The sequence below is a fragment of the Pseudomonas sp. PDNC002 genome (genome assembly GCF_016919445.1).
GTDB lineage: Bacteria > Pseudomonadota > Gammaproteobacteria > Pseudomonadales > Pseudomonadaceae > Pseudomonas.
Map to the genome: position 1 here is coordinate 5,695,071 of NZ_CP070356.1, position 19,301 is coordinate 5,714,371.

At 67.0% G+C, this 19,301-nt stretch carries 14 protein-coding genes; 8 read left to right on the forward strand and 6 right to left on the reverse strand.

The window, feature by feature from the left end; genetic code table 11:
• Nucleotides 1–58: 58 nt before the first annotated feature.
• Together JVX91_RS25645 and JVX91_RS25650 are read right to left on the reverse strand one after the other, a co-directional pair.
• Nucleotides 59–3,166, reverse strand: a complete 3,108-nt coding sequence (locus JVX91_RS25645) for a multidrug efflux RND transporter permease subunit (protein ID WP_205336866.1) — start codon at nt 3,164–3,166, stop codon at nt 59–61.
• Nucleotides 3,163–4,308, reverse strand: a complete 1,146-nt coding sequence (locus JVX91_RS25650) for an efflux RND transporter periplasmic adaptor subunit (RefSeq protein ID WP_205336867.1) — start codon at nt 4,306–4,308, stop codon at nt 3,163–3,165. Before JVX91_RS25650 ends, JVX91_RS25645 begins: the two co-directional genes overlap by 4 nt.
• A gap of 208 nt (nt 4,309–4,516) precedes the next feature.
• On the opposite strand from JVX91_RS25650, the gene lapG reads away from it, so the two are divergent.
• A complete protein-coding gene (gene lapG / locus JVX91_RS25655; RefSeq protein WP_205336868.1) occupies nt 4,517–5,218 on the forward strand; it encodes a cysteine protease LapG in 702 nt (233 codons plus the stop codon).
• 12 nt (nt 5,219–5,230) lie between these two features.
• Nucleotides 5,231–7,186, forward strand: coding sequence for a cyclic di-GMP receptor LapD (lapD, locus tag JVX91_RS25660; RefSeq protein ID WP_205336869.1), 1,956 nt, complete (start codon nt 5,231–5,233; stop codon nt 7,184–7,186).
• Nucleotides 7,187–7,669: 483 nt separating this feature from the next.
• Here lapD and pap read toward each other — a convergent pair whose 3' ends face one another.
• Nucleotides 7,670–9,175, reverse strand: coding sequence for a polyphosphate:AMP phosphotransferase (pap, locus tag JVX91_RS25665; RefSeq protein WP_205336870.1), 1,506 nt, complete (start codon nt 9,173–9,175; stop codon nt 7,670–7,672).
• A gap of 120 nt (nt 9,176–9,295) precedes the next feature.
• Between pap and mnmC the strand changes: the two genes are divergently transcribed.
• Together mnmC and JVX91_RS25675 are read left to right on the forward strand one after the other, a co-directional pair.
• Nucleotides 9,296–11,263, forward strand: coding sequence for a bifunctional tRNA (5-methylaminomethyl-2-thiouridine)(34)-methyltransferase MnmD/FAD-dependent 5-carboxymethylaminomethyl-2-thiouridine(34) oxidoreductase MnmC (gene mnmC, locus JVX91_RS25670; RefSeq protein ID WP_205336871.1), 1,968 nt, complete (start codon nt 9,296–9,298; stop codon nt 11,261–11,263).
• Nucleotides 11,264–11,316: 53 nt separating this feature from the next.
• The gene (locus tag JVX91_RS25675; RefSeq protein WP_205336872.1) at nt 11,317–12,066 is read left to right on the forward strand and encodes a sulfite exporter TauE/SafE family protein; all 750 of its coding nucleotides are present in this window, start codon (nt 11,317–11,319) and stop codon (nt 12,064–12,066) included.
• 3 nt (nt 12,067–12,069) lie between these two features.
• Here the strand turns inward: JVX91_RS25675 and JVX91_RS25680 are convergent, their stop codons facing one another.
• Nucleotides 12,070–12,549, reverse strand: a complete 480-nt coding sequence (locus JVX91_RS25680; RefSeq protein WP_205336873.1) for a MarR family winged helix-turn-helix transcriptional regulator — start codon at nt 12,547–12,549, stop codon at nt 12,070–12,072.
• A 133-nt stretch (nt 12,550–12,682) separates the two neighbouring features.
• On the opposite strand from JVX91_RS25680, the gene JVX91_RS25685 reads away from it, so the two are divergent.
• The 4 genes from JVX91_RS25685 to JVX91_RS25700 all read left to right on the forward strand — a co-directional run bounded on the left by JVX91_RS25685 (nt 12,683) and on the right by JVX91_RS25700 (nt 17,817).
• Nucleotides 12,683–14,452, forward strand: a complete 1,770-nt coding sequence (locus tag JVX91_RS25685) for an N-acetylglutaminylglutamine amidotransferase (RefSeq protein WP_205336874.1) — start codon at nt 12,683–12,685, stop codon at nt 14,450–14,452.
• Nucleotides 14,453–14,525: 73 nt separating this feature from the next.
• A complete protein-coding gene (ngg, locus tag JVX91_RS25690; protein WP_205336875.1) occupies nt 14,526–16,319 on the forward strand; it encodes an N-acetylglutaminylglutamine synthetase in 1,794 nt (597 codons plus the stop codon).
• A complete protein-coding gene (locus JVX91_RS25695) occupies nt 16,316–17,527 on the forward strand; it encodes an osmoprotectant NAGGN system M42 family peptidase (protein ID WP_205336876.1) in 1,212 nt (403 codons plus the stop codon). Before ngg ends, JVX91_RS25695 begins: the two co-directional genes overlap by 4 nt.
• A 59-nt stretch (nt 17,528–17,586) precedes the next feature.
• On the forward strand, nt 17,587–17,817 hold the full coding sequence (locus JVX91_RS25700) for a YheU family protein (RefSeq protein ID WP_205336877.1): 231 nt from the start codon (nt 17,587–17,589) through the stop codon (nt 17,815–17,817).
• 643 nt (nt 17,818–18,460) lie between these two features.
• Here the strand turns inward: JVX91_RS25700 and JVX91_RS25705 are convergent.
• Complete coding sequence (locus JVX91_RS25705) at nt 18,461–18,790, reverse strand: YnfA family protein (RefSeq protein ID WP_169937504.1); 330 nt, start codon at nt 18,788–18,790, stop codon at nt 18,461–18,463.
• Between the two features lie 29 nt (nt 18,791–18,819).
• The gene (locus tag JVX91_RS25710) at nt 18,820–19,245 is read right to left on the reverse strand and encodes a hypothetical protein (RefSeq protein ID WP_017522014.1); all 426 of its coding nucleotides are present in this window, start codon (nt 19,243–19,245) and stop codon (nt 18,820–18,822) included.
• Between the last annotated feature and the right edge of the window lie 56 nt (nt 19,246–19,301).

The following is a 19,301-nucleotide window of genomic DNA, read 5'->3' on the forward strand; positions in this document are numbered from 1 at the left end:
TTTGATGCGTTCGCTGGGTCCGACGACCATGCTACCCAGCCGCACCTCATGCCGCATCTCATACCGCACCACCGATGGCCACCGGCTGTGGCTGGCGATGGAAGATCCGGTCCAGCGCCAGGTACACCACCGGTGTGCTGAACAGGGTCAGCGCCTGGCTGACGATCAGCCCGCCAACCACCGCCACGCCCAGCGGCTGGCGCAGTTCCGAGCCGGTGCCGAAACCGATCATCAGCGGGATGGCACCCAGCAGCGCGGCCAGGGTGGTCATCATGATCGGCCGGAAGCGCGCCAGGCACGCCTCGCGGATCGCGTCGTACGGCGACAGGCCGCGCTGGCGCTGTGCGGCCAGGGCGAAGTCGACCATCAAAATGCCGTTCTTCTTGACGATGCCGATCAACAGCACCAGGCCGATCAGCGCCATCACCGAGAACTCCAGGCCCCAGCCCCAGAGCAGGAACACCGCGCCGATGCCCGCCGAGGGCAGCGTGGACAGGATGGTCAGCGGGTGCACGAAGCTCTCGTAGAGCACGCCGAGGATCACATAGACGGCGAACAGCGCGGCAAGGATCAGCAACGGCTGGCTCGCCAGGGAACTCTGGAAGGCCCGCGCGGCGCCCTGGAATTCGCCGCCGATGCTGGACGGCATGCCCATCTCCTGCTGCACCCGCTGGACCAGCTGCACCGCGTCGCCCAGGGCCATGCCCGGCGACAGGTTGAAGGACAGCGTCACCGCCGGGAACATGCCGTTGTGGTTGATCTGCAACGGCCCGGATTTCGCCGGCGCGACCTTGGCCACCGCCGCCAGCGGCACCATCTCGCCGGTCAGTGGCGAGCGCAGGTGGAACCAGGCCAGGCTCTCGGCGCGGCCTCGCTGGCGGGCATCCAGTTCGAGGATGACCTTGTACTGGTTGACCTCGGTCTGGAATTCGCCGACCTGGCGCTGGCCGAACGCGTCGTAGAGCGTCTGGCTGATGTCCTCGGCAGACAGCCCGAAGCGCGCCGCCGCTACCCGGTCGATCTCCAGGGAGGTGATGTTGGCGCCCATCTGCAGGTCGTTGGAGACGTCCTGCAGGCCGCCCTCCTGCTTCAGCCGGTCGGTCAGACGCTGCGCCCACAGCGCCAGCGCGGCGCTGTCATTGCTGCGCAGGGCGTACTGGTACTGGGTGCGTACCGGGCCGGTGGCGAGGTTGATGTCCTGCGCCGAACGCAGGTAGAGAACGATGCCCGGCACCTTGGCCAGCTTGGGCCGGATACGGTTGATGAAGTCATCCACCGAGACATCGCGGTCGCCACGGTCCTTGAGGACGATCCAGAAACGCCCGTTGGCCAGGCTCTGGCTGCCACCGGTGATGCCGATGGCGTGGTTGTAGCTCTGCACCGCCGGGTCGGCGGCGACGATGTCGGCCAGCTGTTTGTGCTTTTCCACCATGTCGGCGTAGGAGATGTCCTCGGCGGCCTGGGTGGTGCCGAACACGAAGGCGGTGTCCTGGGACGGGAAGAAGCCCTTGGGAATGCCGACGTAGCCGCCCACCGCAATGGCCACACAGACCAAGAAGCCGGCAAGCACGGTGCGCTGATGATGCAGCGACCAGTCGAGTCCCTTGGCGTAGCGCGCCAGCAACCAGCCAGCGATACCGCCGTCATCGTGGCCGTGCCTGTCTTTATGGGAATGGGGCGCGCCCATGAAGCGCGAGGCTAGCATCGGCGCGATGGTCAGCGAGGCCAGCACCGAAATCAGGATGGCCGCCGTAACGCTGACGGCGAACTCGCGGAACAGCCGCCCGACGATGCCACCCATGAACAGCAGCGGGATGAACGCGGCGATCAGCGAAAAGCTGATGGAAACCACCGTGAAGCTGATCTCCGAGGCCCCGGCCAGGGCCGCCTCGACCCGGTCCTTGCCTTGCTCCAGGTGGCGGTGGATGTTCTCCACGACGACGATGGCGTCATCGACGATGAAACCCACGGCGATGATCAGCGCCACCAGCGTCAGGTTGTTCAAGGTGAAACCCAGCAGGTACATCGCCGCGAAGCTCGCGCTCAGCGATACCGCCAGCACGGTGGCGACGATCAACGTGGCGGACAGCTGGCGCAGGAACAGGCCCATCACCAGCACCACCAGCCCCATGGTCAGCAGCAGGGTCAGTTCCACCTCGTGCAGCGAGGCGCGGATGGTACGGGTGCGGTCGTTGAGCACCTCCACCTCGACACCGGCCGGGAGCATCTCGCGCAGGCGCGGCAGCTCGGCCTGGATGGCGTCCGAGGTCTCGACGATATTCGCGCCGGGCTGGCGCAGGATCACCAGCGCGACACCGGGACGGCCATCCGGCCAGGACTGCACGTAGTCGTCTTCCGGTGCCTTCACGACCCTGGCGAGATCACGCAGGAACACCGGCGCACCGGCGCGGTAGGCCACCACCAGGTCGCCGTACTCGTCGGGGCTGAACAACTGGTCGTTAGCCGCCAGCGTGGACACCCGGCCATCGCCGAAGATCGCGCCCTTGGCCAGGTTGATGCTGGAGGACTGCAGCGACTGGCGCAGGTCGGCGAGGGTCAGGCGATAGGCCGCAAGCTTCTCCGGCTGCGCCTGGATACGGATCGCGGGGCGCTGCTGGCCGACCACGAAGATCTGCCCCACCCCGCTGATCTGGCTGAGCTGGCGCGCCAGCAGCGTCTCGGCGTAGTCGCTGAGTTCGATCAGCGGCAGCAGCTCGGAATTGACCCGTACGATCATGATCGGGCTGTCCGCCGGGTTGATCTTGCGCCAGGTCGGCAGGTTAGGCATGTCCGCGGGCAGCCGCCCGGCCGCGGCATTGATCGCGGCCGTGACTTCCTGCGCGGCGACGTCGATGTCCTTTTCCAGGGCGAAGGTCAGGGTCAGGGTGGTGGAACCCAGGGCGCTGGTGGAGAGCATCTCGGTGACGCCGGGAATGGCGCTGAACTGCACTTCCAGCGGGGTCGCCACCGAGGACGCCATGGTCTCCGGGCTGCCGCCGGGCAGCAGCGCCTGCACCTGGATCGTCGGGAAGTCCACCTGCGGCAACGGCGCCACACCCAGGCGGAAGAACGCCAGCAGGCCAAGCATCAGCGACGCGATGGTCAGCAGGCAGGTGGCGATGGGATGGCGCACGCACCAGCCGGACATGCCGGCATGCACGCTCACGGCTGGCTCCGGCGCGCCAGGGTCTGCACGTCACCCTGCACGTCCACGCGGGCGCCGGGGGTGAGGCGCGAATGACCATCGAGCACCACCTCGTCGCCCACCGCCAGCCCTTCGACCAGGCTGCGACCATCGATGTCCTGCAGCACCCGCACCGGTACCATCACCGCCTTGCCGTCCGCGATGCGGAACACGAAGGCGCCGTCCAGGCCCCGGCGCACGGCGCGGCTGTCCAGCACCAGGCCGTTGCGCAGCACGCCGGCCTGCAGGTCGACGGTGACGAACTGGCCCGGCCAGAGCTTGCCGTCCTTGTTGTCGAACACCGCGCGCACGCGGATGGTGCCGGTACTGGCGGCGACCTGGTTGTCGATGCTGCGCAGGTGACCCTCGCCCAGCAGTTGGCCGCCATCGCGGCTGTGGGCGGCCACCGGCGAATCCTCGGCCAGTAGCGGTTGCAGTTGTTGCAGGGTTTCCTGCGGCAGGGCGAAGACCACGGAAATCGGCGACATCTGGGTGACGGTGAACAGGCCGCTGCTGTCGTTGGTGCGCAGCAGGTTGCCAACGTCGACGTTGCGGATGCCGACGCGGCCGGCCACTGGCGAGGTGATACGGGTGTAGGACAGACGCACACGCTCGGCATCGATCACCGCCTGGTTGCCGCGCAGCGTGGCGCGCAGACGGGCTGCTTCGGCCTCGGACTGTTCCACGGTCTGGCGGGAGATCGAGCCGCGCTGGATCAGCGTCTGGTAGCGCGCCAGGTCCTGCTCGACGATGCGCAGTTGCGCCTGGTTGCTCTGCTTGGTGGCCTCGGCCTGCTCCAGTGCGGCGGCGATGGCGCGGTCGTCGATGGTTGCCAGCAGTTGGCCCTTCTCCACCATCTGGCCCTCCTCGACGAGCAGCGCCGTGAGCTGGCCCTCCACCTGCGGACGCACCAGCACGCTGGCGAGCGAGGTGACGGTGCCGACGCCATCGAGATTCTGCGTCATATCCTCGCGCGCCACCCGCGCCAGGGTCACCGGCACACCGGGTGGCTGAGCCGCCGCCAGCGGGGCCTCATGGCCGCCGCTGAAGCCCCAGAATCCCGCCCCTAGCGCGACCACGCCCAGCACTCCTGCCGCCAGCCAAACCCGCCGTTGCACCTGCATCCCGCTCTCCCGCGTCTGGTTCGGCCACAGCGGCCACATCCTGCGGTTATAGGCCAGTGGCCGGGACCGGACGCTGACCCTTAAATGACAATCCTGTCAGTTTCGCCGCCGAGGCCCGTGCGACGCGGCTTTGCGCTCAATGGCGATGCGCCAGCGCAAGTTCTCCGGGACCGCCTAGACTCCACACATCCCACATGGAGCGCTGGCGATGCAGCCACCCCGAGGAGCCCTCTGGCTGTTCGCCAGCCCGCTGCGTCTGCGGGCCGGTGCGCTGCTGCTCGCGCTTCTCGCCCTGTCCGCCGGCGCCGCCTGGAATTTCGACACCATCCTGAAGAACGCCGAGCAGCGTTACGGCAACCTGGGCACTGCAAAAAGTCGCATCGAAGCCTGGGGCCGGCTGATCGACGACAGCGAGAACCTCGACGAAGCGGCCAAGCTCAAGGCGGTCAACGCCTTCTTCAATGGCGCGCTGGTGTTCACCGACGACCGCACCGTCTGGCACCAGGAGGATTACTGGGCCACGCCAGTGGAGTCCCTCTACAAGGGCGCCGGCGACTGCGAGGACTACTCCATCGCCAAGTTCGTCACCCTGCGCCGCCTCGGGGTCGCCAGCGACAAGCTGCGCATCACCTACGTCAAGGCACTGCAGCAGAACCAGGCGCACATGGTGCTCACCTACTACGCCTCCCCCACTGCCGAACCGCTGGTGCTGGACAACCTGATCCCGCAGATCAAGCCCGCCTCCCAGCGCAAGGACCTCCTGCCCGTCTACGCCTTCAACGCCGAGGGGCTGTGGCTGCCCGGCCCCGGCGGCGGCAAGCGCACCGGCGACAGCAAGAAGCTGTCGCGCTGGCAGGACCTGTTGACCAAGATGCGCGCCGAGGGCCTGGACCTCGACGAGACGCGATAGGAGAACCCCGGCATGTCATTGCTCAAGCAACTGTTCCTGGCGATCTGCCTGTTCCTCGTGGTGGCCTTCGCCGGCAGCTTCGCCGCCAGCCTGGAAAGCTCCCGCGAGCAGATGATCAGCCAGTTGCGCTCCCACGCGCAGGACGCCGCCACCGCGCTGGGGCTGTCGCTCACACCGCACGTGGACGATCCGGCGATGATCGAGCTGATGGTCAGCTCCATCTTCGACTCCGGCTACTTCGCCACCATCCGCGTGGTCAGCATTCCCGAGGGCAAGGTCATCGTCGAACGCGACAGCGACACCCAGAACCAGCAGGTGCCGGCCTGGTTCGCCCGGCTGGTCAACCTCAAGGCCCAGGGCGGCGACGCGCTGATCATGCGCGGCTGGGAACAGGCCGCGCGGGTCGAGGTGGTCAGCCATCCGCAGTTCGCCTTGGCCAAGCTGTGGGACGGCGCGCTGGGCAGCCTCGCCTGGCTGCTCGCCTGCGGTCTGGTCAGCGCCGTGCTCGGCGGCTGGCTGCTGCGCACTCAACTCAAGCCCCTGGACCAGATGGTGCAGCAGGCCCACGCCATCACCCGCCGTGAATTCCTCACCCTGCCCAAGGAGCCGCGCACCCCGGAGCTCAAGCGCGTGGTGCAGGCGATGAACCAGATGGTCGACAAGCTCAAGGCGTTGTTCGCCGAGGAAGCCACCCGCAGCGAGAAGCTGCGCGAGGAGGCCTACCAGGACAGCCTTTCGGGCCTGGCCAACCGCCGCCTGTTCGATGCTCGCCTGGACGCGCAGCTCTCACCGTCCGAGCAGAACGCCGCCGGCTACCTGCTGCTGCTGCGCCTCAACGACCTCGCCGGACTCAACCAGCGCCTGGGCGGACAACGCACCGACGCGCTGATCCGCGACGTGGCCGAACTGCTGGAGCGTGAACGCGAGCAGCACGGCACCCCGGACTGGCTCGCCGCGCGCAGCCGTGGCGGTGAATTCACCCTGCTCGCTCCCGGCCTGGACAGCGCCAGCGCCGAGCACCTGGCGGACGAGCTGAGCGCCGCCCTGGAGAACCTGAAACGGACCGGCGCCAGCGACTGCACGCCGGTGGCGCACCTGGGCCTGGCGGCCTTCCGTCCGGGCGAATCCGCCGCAGGGGTGCTGTCCCGCGCCGACCAGGCGCTGGCCCAGGCACAGGCCACGCCGGACCGCACCTGGCAACGCCTGGACAGCTCCGGCAGCCAGCCGGCACAGGATTCCCGCGCCTGGCGCGACTGGCTCGACGACGCCCTGCAGAAGGGCAAGCTGCAGCTGTGGTTCCAGCCCGTGCGCGCGTGCGTCGAGAATGCCGAGCTGCTGCACCAGAAAGTCCTCGCGCGGCTGCTCGATCCCAAAGGCGAGGCCGTGGCCGCCGGGCAGTTCCTGCCCTGGATCGAGCGTTTCGGCTGGTCCGCGCGCTTCGACCTGGCCATGCTCGAACATGCCCTCGCCCACCTCGTCCAGCAACCGGCGCCACTGGCCTTGTCACTGTCGGCGGAAACCGTGCGCAGCGCCGAGCCGTTGCGCCAGCTCTTCGACATCCTGCGTGCCCATCCCCAGGAGGCACGGCTGATGATCCTGGAAGTGGACGAACGCTACCTGCCGCCGCCAGCGGAGCTGGAGAAGCTCGCCCAGTCGGTGCAGGAAGTCGGCGCCAGGCTCGGCCTGCAGCACTTCGGCGGACGCTTCAGCCTGATCGGCAACCTGACCCGCCTCGGCCTTGCCTACCTGAAGATCGATGGCAGCTACATCCGCGCCATCGACCAGGACAACGACAAGCGCCTGTTCATCGAGGCGATGTACCGCGCGTCCAACAGCATCGACCTGCCCCTGATCGCGGAGATGGTGGAGACCGAGGGCGAGTTGCAGGTGTTGCGGGAGATGGGGATTGCCGGGGCGATGGGCCGGCTCATTGGCGCGCCGAAGCCGTCGCAGAAGAACGGGGCATAGATCGGCAGAGCGCCTGGCATTGGCATGCCCCTAGAGGAGCGAGCTTGCTTGCGAAGCGATTTCGCAGCGGGGCCAGTTCGCGAGCAAGCTCGCTCCTACGAAAGTCCTCAATCCCTCGATCCGGCTCCGGTTCTTAAAAGACTTCCAGAAAAACATCCAAGCACTCCGAACCGCCCCGTTCAGGAGGCCTCGTTGAAGCGGAGTTTCAGGGGTTGAGCGACATGGATGTCGCGAGAGCCACGATGGGCCAGGGATGGCCCGTCGTGGCGTGCCCCTGAAACTTCGCTTCAGCGAGGGAATTTTTCGCCCCAAGCGAAAAACCGGATGTCCGGGGCAAGACTTTTTGGTTCCTTTTGTGGCGTTTGACAAAAGGGACTCGCCCGAGGGGGCGAAACAAAGTCTCGCCGCGCACGCCGAAGCGGCGCGGGAAACCTCGAAGCGAAGCAGACACATCGCGGACGGAGTCCGCTCCTACACGAGACGTTAGTCCTTCTTGCCCTTCTTCGCGCTTCCGTAAGCCGCCTCCAGCGCATCGTTGATCGTCTTGAGCACCTTCACCCGCGCATACCGCTTGTCGTTGGCCTCGATCAGCGTCCAGGGCGCAATCTCCGTGCTGGTGCGGTCAACCATGTCGCCCACCGCATCGGCATAGGCGTCCCATTTGTCACGGTTACGCCAGTCCTCTTCGGTGATCTTGAAGCGCTTGAAGGGGATCGATTCGCGCTCCTTGAAGCGCTCCAGCTGGGTGTCCTGATCGATGGACAGCCAGAACTTCACCACCACCACACCGAAGTTCGCCAACTGCTCCTCGAAGTCGTTGATCTCGCCGTAGGCGCGCAACCAATCGGCCTCGCTGCAGAAGCCCTCCACCCGCTCCACCAGCACCCGGCCGTACCAGGAACGGTCGAAGATGGTGAACTGGCGCAGCGCCGGCAGATGCCGCCAGAAGCGCCAGAGATAGGGCTGGGCCCGCTCTTCCTCGGTGGGTGCGGCGATCGGCACGATGCGGTATTGGCGCGGGTCCAGCGCATCGGTGACGCGGCGGATGGCGCCACCCTTGCCGGCGGCGTCGTTGCCCTCGAACACGGCGAGCAGGGAATGGCTACGGAAACGCTTGTCGCGTACCAGCGTGGCCAGCCGCGCCTGCTCCTTCGCCAGTTGCTCCTTGTAGCGGTCCTTGTCCAGCTTCAGGTTCAGGTCCAGCGCATCGAGCAGGCTCTTGTTGTCCAGGCTCGACACCAGCGGTGCCGCGTGCGGCTGTGGCTGCGGGCGGCCCTCGAGTTTCAACGCGGCCTGCAGGCCTTCGAGGATGGTGCGGCCCACCGTCAGGCTGCGATAGCGCTCCTCGGCGCCCTCGACGATGTACCAGGGTGCGTAGTCGCGGCTGGTGCGGCGCAGCACGCGCTCGCCGTAGCGCACGAACTTGTCGTAGACCTCGCTCTGCTTCCAGTCGAGCTCGCTCAGTTGCCAACTGCGCTGCGGGTCATTCTCCAGCGCCTTCAGGCGTTCCTTGAGCTGTTTCTTGGAGAGGTGGAACCAGAACTTGAAGATCAGCGCGCCTTCGTCGGAATACATGCGCTCGAAGCGTTCGGCATCGTTGATCAGACTGTCCAGCTGGCTGTCCTTGATGTCGCCGGAAACGCGCGCATAGAGCATCTGGCTGTACCAGTTGCCGAAGAAGATGCCGATCCGCCCCTTGGGCGGCAGCTTGCGCCAGAACCGCCACTGCGGCGGGCGGGCGAGTTCCTCGTCGGTGGGGAAGTGAAAACTTTCCACCTGGATCAGCCGCGGATCCATCCACTCGTTGAGCAGCTTCACCGTCTCGCCCTTGCCGGCCCCTTCGATGCCGTTGATCAGCACGATCACCGGGAAGCGCGACTGCTGCTTGAGTTCGTACTGTGCCTCGAGCAGGGCTTCGCGCAGTACCGCGACTTCCTTCTCGTAGATTTCCTTGTCGATGGAATGGCCAATCTCGGCGGATTCGAACATGCACCTCTCCTTGTCTCGAAGTGAGTAAAAGGTAGCGGATGTGACGCAGGCTGTCTGCGCGCCCAATCGGCTAAACTGCGGCCTTCGTTTCACTGCCCTGCCCTTGCCATGCCCTCTTCCATGCCAGAAAGCCATAGCGCCCAGATCGACTGGGACGAGAACGGCCAGCCCACTTCCCGCGTCTATGGCGACGTGTACTTCTCCCGCGATTCCGGTATCGCCGAGACGCACCACGTGTTCATCGCCGGCAACCGCCTGCCCGAACGCTTCGCCGCGCTGCCCGCCGGCGGACGCCTGTGCATCGGCGAGACGGGCTTCGGCACCGGGCTGAACTTTCTCTGCGCCTGGCAGCAGTTCGAGGCGCTGGCGCCAAGCGATGCGCGACTGCACTTCGTCACCACGGAGAAGTATCCGGTGGCGCCGCAGGACCTGCGCCGCGCCTTCGCTCTCTGGCCGGAACTGGCGCACCTGTCGGCACAACTGCAGGCGCAGTACGTCGCGATCAATCCCGGCTTCCAGCGCTTCGTCTTCGCCGAGGGCCGCGTGGTGCTGACGCTGCTGGTGGGCGATGTGCTCGACACCTTGCCCGAGCTGGACGCGCGCATCGATGCCTGGTTCCTCGACGGCTTCTCGCCGGCGAAGAACCCGCAGATGTGGAACGACGCGCTCTACGCCGAGCTCGCGCGCCTTTCCGCGCCAGGCACCACCATCGCCACCTTCACCAGCGCCGGTTTCGTCCGCCGCGGGCTGGGCGCGGCGGGTTTCAAGATTCGCCGCACCCTGGGCTTCGGCAAGAAATGGGAGATGTCCCAGGGCGAGTTCATCGGCGGCGAACAGCCGGCCGGCAAACCCTGGTACAGCCGACCTGCCAGCCCGAATGGCCCGCGCGAAGCGCTGGTGATCGGCGGTGGCATGGCCGGTTGCGCCAGCGCCGCTAGCCTTGCCGCGCGCGGCTGGCAGGTGAGGCTGATCGAACGCCACGCGGGCCTGGCCGAGGAAGCCTCGGGCAACCCCCAGGGCGTGCTCTATCTCAAGCTGTCCGCCCACGGCACGGCGCTGTCGCGGCTGATCGTCAGCGGCTTCGGCCATACCCGGCGGTTGATCGAGCGCTTGCAGAAAGGTGAGGAATGGTCCGATTGCGGCGTGCTGCAACTGGGCTTCGACGAGGCCGAGGCCGGGCGCCAGGCGAAGCTCGCCGACGCCTTCCCCGACTCGCTGCTGCGCCTGCTGGACAAGACTGAAGCCGAAACCATCGCCGGCGTCGGCCTGCCCGCCGGCGGGCTGTTCTACCCCGAGGGCGGCTGGGTGCATCCGCCGGCGCTGTGCCGCCACCTGGCGCAGCATCCGAACATCCGCGTAGTGACCGGCGAGGAAGTCCGCCTGCAGCGCGAAGCCGATGGCTGGAGTGCCTGGAGCGGCGAGGAAAAGCTCGCCAGCGCGCCCATCGCCATCCTCGCCACCGCCGCTGAAGTACGCCGCTTTGCGGGTGCCGAAACGCTGCCGATGAAGCGTATCCGTGGGCAGATCACGCGCATTCCCGCGACCATCGACAGCGCGGCGCTGAGCACGGTGGTCTGCGCCGAAGGCTATGTCGCTCCGCCGCGCCACGGTGAGCACACGCTTGGCGCCAGTTTCGAATTCAAGCGTGACGACACCGAACCCTCGCTGGAAGAACACCTGGGCAACCTCGACCTGCTGGCCGAGATATCCACAGACCTGACCGCGCGGATGCACATCGCCCAGCTCGACCCGGCTACGCTGCAAGGCCGCGCCGCGTTCCGCTGCACCACGCCGGACTACCTGCCGCTGGTGGGCCCGCTGGCGGACCGTGAAGCCTTCGCCAATGCCTACGCTGTACTGGGCAAGGACGCGCGCCAGATACCGGACACGCCCTGCCCCTGGCTGGACGGCCTGTACCTGAACAGCGCCCACGGCTCCCGTGGACTGGTGACCGCACCGCTGGCCGGGGAACTGCTGGCGGCCTGGATCGACGGCGAACCCCTGCCGCTGCCGCGCGCCGTGGCAGAAGCCTGCCACCCGAACCGTTTCTTCCTGCGCGACATCGTGCGCGGCCAGAAGAATTCCTGACCACCGCTCGGCCCATCGATGGGCCGGGCCAGCTTCCAGAGCGGACCACCGACATGGATGCACTGCTGATTGAATCTTCCGCCATCGGCCTGATCCTCGGCCTGCTGCTGGGCCTGACCGGCGCCGGCGGCTCGCTGGTGGCGTTGCCCTTGCTGCTCAGCCTGCACCTGCCGCTGCACGACGCCATCGGCGTCAGCCTCGGTGCCGTCGCGCTGTCGGCGGCCATTGGCGCGGTGCCGCGCGCGCGCCAGGGCCAGGTGGCGTGGAAGCCGCTGTTCTGGCTAGTGATCACCGGCTGGCCGGGCAATGCCATCGGCCAGTGGCTGGGCAAGTTCGTGCCCGATGCCTGGCTGATCATCGGTTTCTGCCTGCTGGTGCTGTGGTCCGCCTGGCGCATGTGGCAGGGCTCCAGCCAGCCGCGCGTATGCGACAAGGCAACCCGCAACGGACCGCTGCTGGGCGTGGGGCTGGCGGTGGGAATGCTGTCCGGCCTGATGGGCGTGGGCGGTGGTTTCCTGATCGTGCCGGGGCTGCTGTGGTTCACGCCGCTGTCGATGCTGGCGGCCACCGCGACGTCGATGGCGGTAATCGCGCTGGTGTCAGGCGGCGGCTTCCTGCTCTACCTCACCCACGCACAGCCGCCGCTGCCCTTGCTGGCTTGCCTGGCGGCGGGGGGCGCACTCGGCGTGCTGTTCGGCAATCGCCTGGCGGTGCGCCTGGGCGGCGCGACGCTGCAGCGCCTGTTCGCGCTGATGCTGGTGGCGGTCAGCCTGTCGCTGGCCGCACAGAAACTGATCAGCTGACGCTTAGAACTCTTCTTCCTCGGCGCCGGTGCCCGGCGTCTCGAACAGCTCGGCCGCGCGCAGCAGCCCGGCGAGGATCGCGTGCTGCTCCCATTCCGGCAGCCCGGCGAAGCGCTCCAGCGCGTGCTCGGGCAAGAGCGCCGGGCTGTGCCTGAGCGCGAGGTGCCCATCGGGTTCCAGGCGGAGCCAGTGCTTGCGGCGGTCATCGTCATCGCGCCGGCGCGTCAGCAGGCCTTTGCTTTCCAGTCGGGCGAGAGCGCTGGAAAGCGACGACTGGGATAGCGCCACATGCCGCGCCAACTGACCGGCGGTTATCTCGCCCTCCAGCGCCACCACCTGCAGGATCAGCAGTTGCAGCGGCGTCAGTTCGCCATCCCGGCCCAGGCTCTTGGAATGCACTTCCGCCGCCTGTTGCAGGCGCCGCAAGGCCTGCAACATGGAGAGTGCATGGGCGTTGCGCATCGAAGTCTTGCTGTCAGCCATCTTCCGTCCTCCGCCCGCTTCGTCACTTTTCCTCAATGAAATCAAATAGAACTCTCGCCGGATCGACGGGTCATCCCCTAAGGCGTCCGTGAGGCGCCACCCACTTCATCCCCAACGGAGTACCGGTAAGGACATGTGCGGAATAGCAGGCGAGTTACGTTTCGATAAACAGGCTGCGGACCTTGCCGCAGTCGAACGCATCACCCATCACCTCGCACCGCGAGGCCCCGACGCCTGGGGTTTCCATAGCGAAGGTCCCTTGGCCCTGGGTCACCGGCGGCTGAAAATCATGGATCTGGCCGAAGCGTCCGGCCAACCGATGATCGACACGGCCCTGGGCCTGTCGATGGTGTTCAACGGCGCCATCTACAACTACCCGGAGCTGCGTGAGGAACTCGAAGCCCTGGGTTACCGCTTTTTCTCCAGCGGTGACACTGAAGTCCTTCTCAAGGGATACCACGCCTGGGGCGAACAACTATTGCCCCGCCTCAATGGCATGTTCGCTTTCGCCATCTGGGAACGCGACAAACGGCGCCTGTTCATCGCCCGCGACCGTCTCGGCATCAAGCCGCTGTACCTGTCGCAGACCGGCAAGCGCCTGCGCTTCGCCTCCAGCCTCCCGGCGCTGCTCAAGGGCGGCGACATCGACCCGGCGCTGGACCCGGTGGCACTCAACCACTACCTGAACTTCCACGCCGTGGTCCCCGCGCCGCGCACCCTGCTGGCCGAGGTGCAGAAACTGCCGCCGGCCACCTGGATGACCATCGACGCCGACGGCCATACCGAGCGCCAGCGTTGGTGGACCCTGGACTACGGCCCGCTGCCGGACGAGCGCGAGCTGACCCTGGACGACTGGGAAGACCGCCTGCTGAACAGCCTGCGCGACGCCGTGAGCGTGCGCCAGCGCGCTGCCCGTGAAGTCGGCGTGCTGCTCTCCGGCGGGGTGGACTCCAGTCTGCTGGTCGGCCTGCTGCACGAGGCCGGCGTCGAGGACCTGCTGACCTTCTCCATCGGCTTCGAGGATGCCGGCGGCGAGCGCGGCGACGAGTTCCAGTACTCGGACCTGATCGCGAAACGCTACGGCACCCGCCACCACCAGCTGCGCATCGACGAGAACGAAGTCATCTCGCAGTTGCCGGCGGCCTTCCGCGCCATGAGCGAGCCGATGGTCAGCCACGACTGCATCGCCTTCTACCTGCTCTCGCGGGAAGTCTCCAAGCACTGCAAGGTGGTGCAGAGCGGCCAGGGCGCCGACGAGCTGTTCGCCGGCTATCACTGGTATCCGAAAGTGGCCGGGGCGAAAGACCCGCTGCAGGCCTACCGCGCCGCCTTCTTCGACCGCACTCACGGCGAGTACCTCGATACCGTACGTGAAGCGCTGCGGGTCGAGGACGTGGCCAGCGAGTTCGTCCGCGACCACTTCGCCCAGCCCGGCGCGGACGATCCGGTGGACAAGGCGTTGCGCCTGGACAGCACCATCATGCTGGTGGACGACCCGGTCAAGCGCGTCGACAACATGACCATGGCCTGGGGCCTGGAAGCCCGCGTGCCGTTCCTCGACTACCGCGTCGCGGAACTGTCGGCGCGCATCCCGTCGCGCTTCAAGCTCGGCGACGGCGGCAAGCAGGTGCTCAAGGCCGCCGCGCGCAAGGTCATCCCCAGCGAGGTGATCGACCGGCCCAAGGGCTACTTCCCGGTGCCCGGCCTGAAACACCTGCAAGGCAATACCCGCGCCTGGGTCAGCGAATTGCTGCTGGACCCGAGCCAGGACCGTGGACTGTTCGAGACGGCGATGTTCGACCGCCTGCTCAGCGACCCGGCGACCGACCTCACCCCGCTGCGCGGTTCCAAGTTGTGGCAGTTGGCGGCCCTCAACCTCTGGCTGACGGAACAAGGCCTCTAGAGCCCGGCGGCGTCCTGCGCGACGCCGCCCTTCCCCCACAGCCCAGGACAGATGCCTTATCAGGGAGCGCACGATGAAACCCCATTCCAACCTGCCCCATAACCAGCGCCTGCTGCGCGGCCAGACGCCGACCTACGAGCGCCTGCAGGCGCGCTTCGCCGGCGACCATACCGAGAGCCACGGCCCGCTGATCCTGCAATGCGGCTGGGGTCGCCTGCTGATCGGCCACACCTTTTCCAGCCCGGAGAAGCTGGCCGCCGAACTGCTCAACGAACAACCCGGCGAGCGCGACATTGCCCTCTACGTCGCCGCGCCACAGCAGGTGCTGTCCCACGCCCCGCAGCAACTCTTCCTCGACCCATCCGACGCGCTGCGCCTGTGGTTCACCGACTACCGCCCGGCGCGCCGGCCCTTCCGTGGCTTCCGCATCCGCCGCGTGCACAGCGATGACGACTGGACGGCGATCAACCGCCTCTACCTGTCGCGCGGCATGCTGCCGGTCGATCCCTCCAACGTCACCCCGCGCCACCAGGGCGGCCCGGCCTACTGGCTGGCCGAAGACGCCGAGACCGGCACGGTGATCGGCACCGTCATGGGCATCAACCACGCCAAGGCCTTCCGCGATCCGGAAGGCGGCTCCAGCCTCTGGTGCCTGGCCGTGGACCCGCAGTCCAGCCGGCCCGGCGTCGGCGAAGCGCTGGTGCGCCACCTGATCGAGCACTTCATGAGCCGGGGCCTCGCGTACCTGGACCTGTCGGTGCTGCACGGCAACCAGCAGGCCAAGTCGCTGTACCGCAAGCTGCGCTTCCGTGAATTGCCGACCTTCGCGGTGAAGTGCAAGAACGGCATCAACCAGTCGCTGTTCCTCGGCCCGGGCCCGGAAAAGGGTCTGAATCCCTACGCGAAGATCATCGTCGACGAAGCCCATCGGCGCGGCATCGAAGTGCAGGTGCAGGACGCCGACGCCGGCCTCTTCACCCTCACCCAGGGCGGCCGGCGCATCCGCTGCCGCGAGTCGCTGTGCGACCTCACCAGCGCGGTCAGCATGAGCCTGTGCCAGGACAAGACCCTCACCCACCGCGCCCTCGACCGCGCCGGCCTGCGCCAGCCGCAGCAACGCCTGGCCGGTAGCTCCGAAGACAACGCGGCGTTCCTCGAAGAGCACGGCGCGCTGGTGGTCAAGCCGGTGGACGGCGAGCAGGGCCAGGGCGTCGCGGTAGACCTGCGCACCGCCGACGACGTCGAGACCGCCATCGCCCACGCCAAGCAGTTCGACACCCGCGTCATCCTCGAGAGCTATCACCCGGGCAATGACCTGCGCATCGTGGTCATCGGCTACGAAGTGGTGGCCGCCGCCATCCGCCGCCCCGCCGAGGTGATCGGCGATGGTCGGCACAGCATCCGCAAGCTGATCGAAGCGCAGAGCCGTCGACGCCAGGCCGCCACCGGTGGCGAGAGCCGCATCCCGCTGGACGGCGAGACCGAGCGCACCCTGGCCGCCGCCGGATTCACCTACGACGACGTACTGCCCAGCGGCCAGCGCCTGGCCGTACGGCGCACCGCCAACCTGCACACCGGCGGCACCCTGGAAGACGTGACTGAGCGCCTGCACCCGGCGCTGGCCGATGCCGCCATCCGCGCGGCGCGGGCACTGGAAATCCCGGTCACCGGCCTCGATCTGCTGGTCACCGAGGCCGACCAGGCGGACTACGTGATCATCGAAGCCAATGAGCGGCCGGGCCTGGCCAACCACGAACCGCAGCCCACCGCCGAACGCTTCGTCGACCTGCTCTTCCCGCTGAGCCGCGAATTGCTGCACCGCGATAGCCGTGACCAGCCACACCCCAACGAAGAGGCCCCGGCATGACCCATCTGCCACAACCCGACCTCAACTACCTGCAGCGCGTGCTGCTGGAAATGCTCGCCATCCCCAGCCCCACCGGCTTCACCGACACCATCGTGCGCTACGTCGCCGAACGGCTGGAAGAGATCGGCGTGCCGTTCGAGATGACTCGCCGCGGGACCATCCGCGCCACTCTGCTGGGCCGGCGCAAGAGCCCGGACCGTGCGGTCTCGGCGCACCTGGACACCATTGGCGCCATCGTCCGCGAGATCAAGCCCAACGGCCGCCTGGCACTGGCGCCGGTGGGCTGCTGGTCGAGCCGCTTCGCCGAGGGCAGCCGGGTCACGGTGTTCTGCGAGAACGGCGTATTCCGTGGCAGCGTGCTGCCGCTGCTGGCTTCGGGGCATGCGTTCAACACCGCCGTGGACACCCTGCCGATCAGCTGGGACCATGTCGAACTACGCCTGGATACCTACACCGCCAGCCGCGCCGACAGCGAATCGATTGGCGTGGCCATCGGCGATTTCGTCGCCTTCGACCCGCTGCCGGAATTCACCGAGAGCGGTCACATCAGTGCCCGTCACCTCGACGACAAGGCCGGCGTGGCGGCGCTGCTGGCCGCGCTGAAAACCATCGTGGAAAGCGGCCAGGTACCGCCCATCGACTGCCATCCGCTGTTCACCATCACCGAGGAAATCGGCTCCGGCGCGGCCGGCGCACTGCCCTGGGACGTCAGCGAATTCGTCGGCATCGATATCGCCCCGGTGGCCGAGGGGCAGAACTCCAGCGAGCATGCGGTGAGCGTGGCGCTGCAGGACTCCGGCGGGCCGTACGATTTCCATCTTTCCCGCCATCTGCTGCGCCTGGGCGAGCGCCATGAAGTCCCCGTGCGCCGCGACCTGTTCCGCTACTACCACAGCGATGCGCAGTCGGCGATCACCGCCGGCCACGATATCCGCACCGCGCTGCTGGCCTTCGGCTGCGACGCCACCCATGGCTACGAGCGCACGCACATCGACAGCCTGTCCGCGTTGTCAAAACTGCTGACGGCCTACATGCTCAGCCCGCCGGTATTCGACAGCGACGCCGAGCCCAGCGAAGGCACGCTGGAGCGGTTCAGCAAGCAGCTGGAGCATCCGGTACATATGGAGAGCACCACCCATGTGCCGCCGGTGGATGACCTGATCGACAGCGGCGACAACACCGACAAGGGCAAGGACGGCAAGAACTGAGGCTGCACTCGGCGCGGCGCGGGACTACAATCCCGCGCTGCGATTTCGAGTACCCCGCCATGCTGATCCCCTTTGATCTGATCGAAGCAGACACCCTCAACAACCTGCTGGAAGACTTCGTCACCCGCGAAGGCACTGACAACGGCGACGACACGCCGCTGGACGTACGCGTGGAACGAGCGCGGCATGCGCTCAAGCGCGGCGAAGCGGTGATCGTCTTCGACCCGGAAAGCCAGCAGTGCCAGCTGATGCTGAAAAGCGAAGTGCCGAGGGAGTGGCTGGAGGACTGAGCCGGATGGTCAACCTGTAGGAGCGGATCTTATCCGCGATCCGGCCGCCAGGCGGGTGATCTGCGCTGTGTCCCGGCTTCGCCGGGATTTCGCGGACAAGGTCCGCTCCTACGAAGGCCACCGAACGGCAAACGTAGGAGCGGATCTTATCCGCGATCCGGCTGCCAGGCCGGTGATCTGTGCTGTGTCCCGGCTTCGCCGGGACTTCGCGGACAAGGTCCGCTCCTACGAAAGCCACTGAACGGCAAACGTAGGAGCGGATCTTATCCGCGATCCGGCCGCCAGGCTGGTGATCTGTGCTGTGTCCCGGCTTCGCCGGAATTTCGCGGACAAGGTCCGCTCCTACGAAAGCCACCGAACAGCAAACGTAGGAGCGGATCTTATCCGCGACCCGGCCGCCAGGCCGGCGCTCTGTGCTGTGTCCCGGCTTCGCCGGGATTTCGCGGACAAGGTCCGCTCCTACGAAAGCCACCGAACAGCAAACGTAGGAGCGGATCTTATCCGCGATCCGGCCGCCAGGCCGGTGATCTGTGCTGTGTCCCGGCTTCGCCGGGATTTCGCGGACAAGGTCCGCTCCTACGAAGGCCACCGAACGGCAAACGTAGGGCGCATGACGCCAGAGGCGTTATGCGCCGATGAAACCTCAGGGAGCGAGTTTCGGCCCGAGCAGCACCACGCTGGCACCGATCACGCACAGCGCCACGCCCACCCAGTCGCTCCACAGCGGGCGGCTCTTCTCCACGAACGCCAGCCAGAACAGCGATGCGGCGACATAGATGCCGCCATACGCGGCATAGGCGCGCCCGGCGTAATTCGCTTCGACGCGAGTCAGCAGCAAGGCGAACACCGTCAGGCTGAGCAGGCCGGGAATTATCCACAGGGCGCTCTTGTCCAGCCGCAGCCAGAGATAGAAGGCGTAGCAGCCGGCGATCTCGCAGAAGGCGGCGAGGACGAACCAGAGGTAATTGATCATGGATTCTTTCCGTAGCGGGAGGCTCGCGATCAGCCGCGCAGGCCGCCTTCGCGCTCCCAGGCGCAGCGCACTTTCAATTCGCCTTCGCGGGGGCTGTGGAAGCCGTTCTCGGACTCCCAGCGGAAGGTGTGGCTGCCGTTGACTTCGGTTTCCAGGTGGACCACCGCGCTCGCCCAATACAGGCGACGCAGCAAGGCTTCGAATTGCTCGACCCAGAGTTTCCACTCGTACTCGATGGTCTGGTAGCTGGCACCGAAGTGAATCACCTGCGACTGGTACAGGCCCGCGCCTTCGGTCTCACAGCGACTGAACATCTCGCGGCCGAGAAAAGGCCAGGCCTCCCCCATGGGCAGGCTGTCGAGCACCTTGCGGTTGGCGGCGCGACGCAGACGGCGCTCCATCGAGTCGCCGGGCCAGTCGCGGATGCAGCCATAGACGATGGATTCGGAGTGCAAGCGGGTTCTTCCTTCAATGACACCGGAGCCTTCTAACACAGGCCTGACATCCCGCA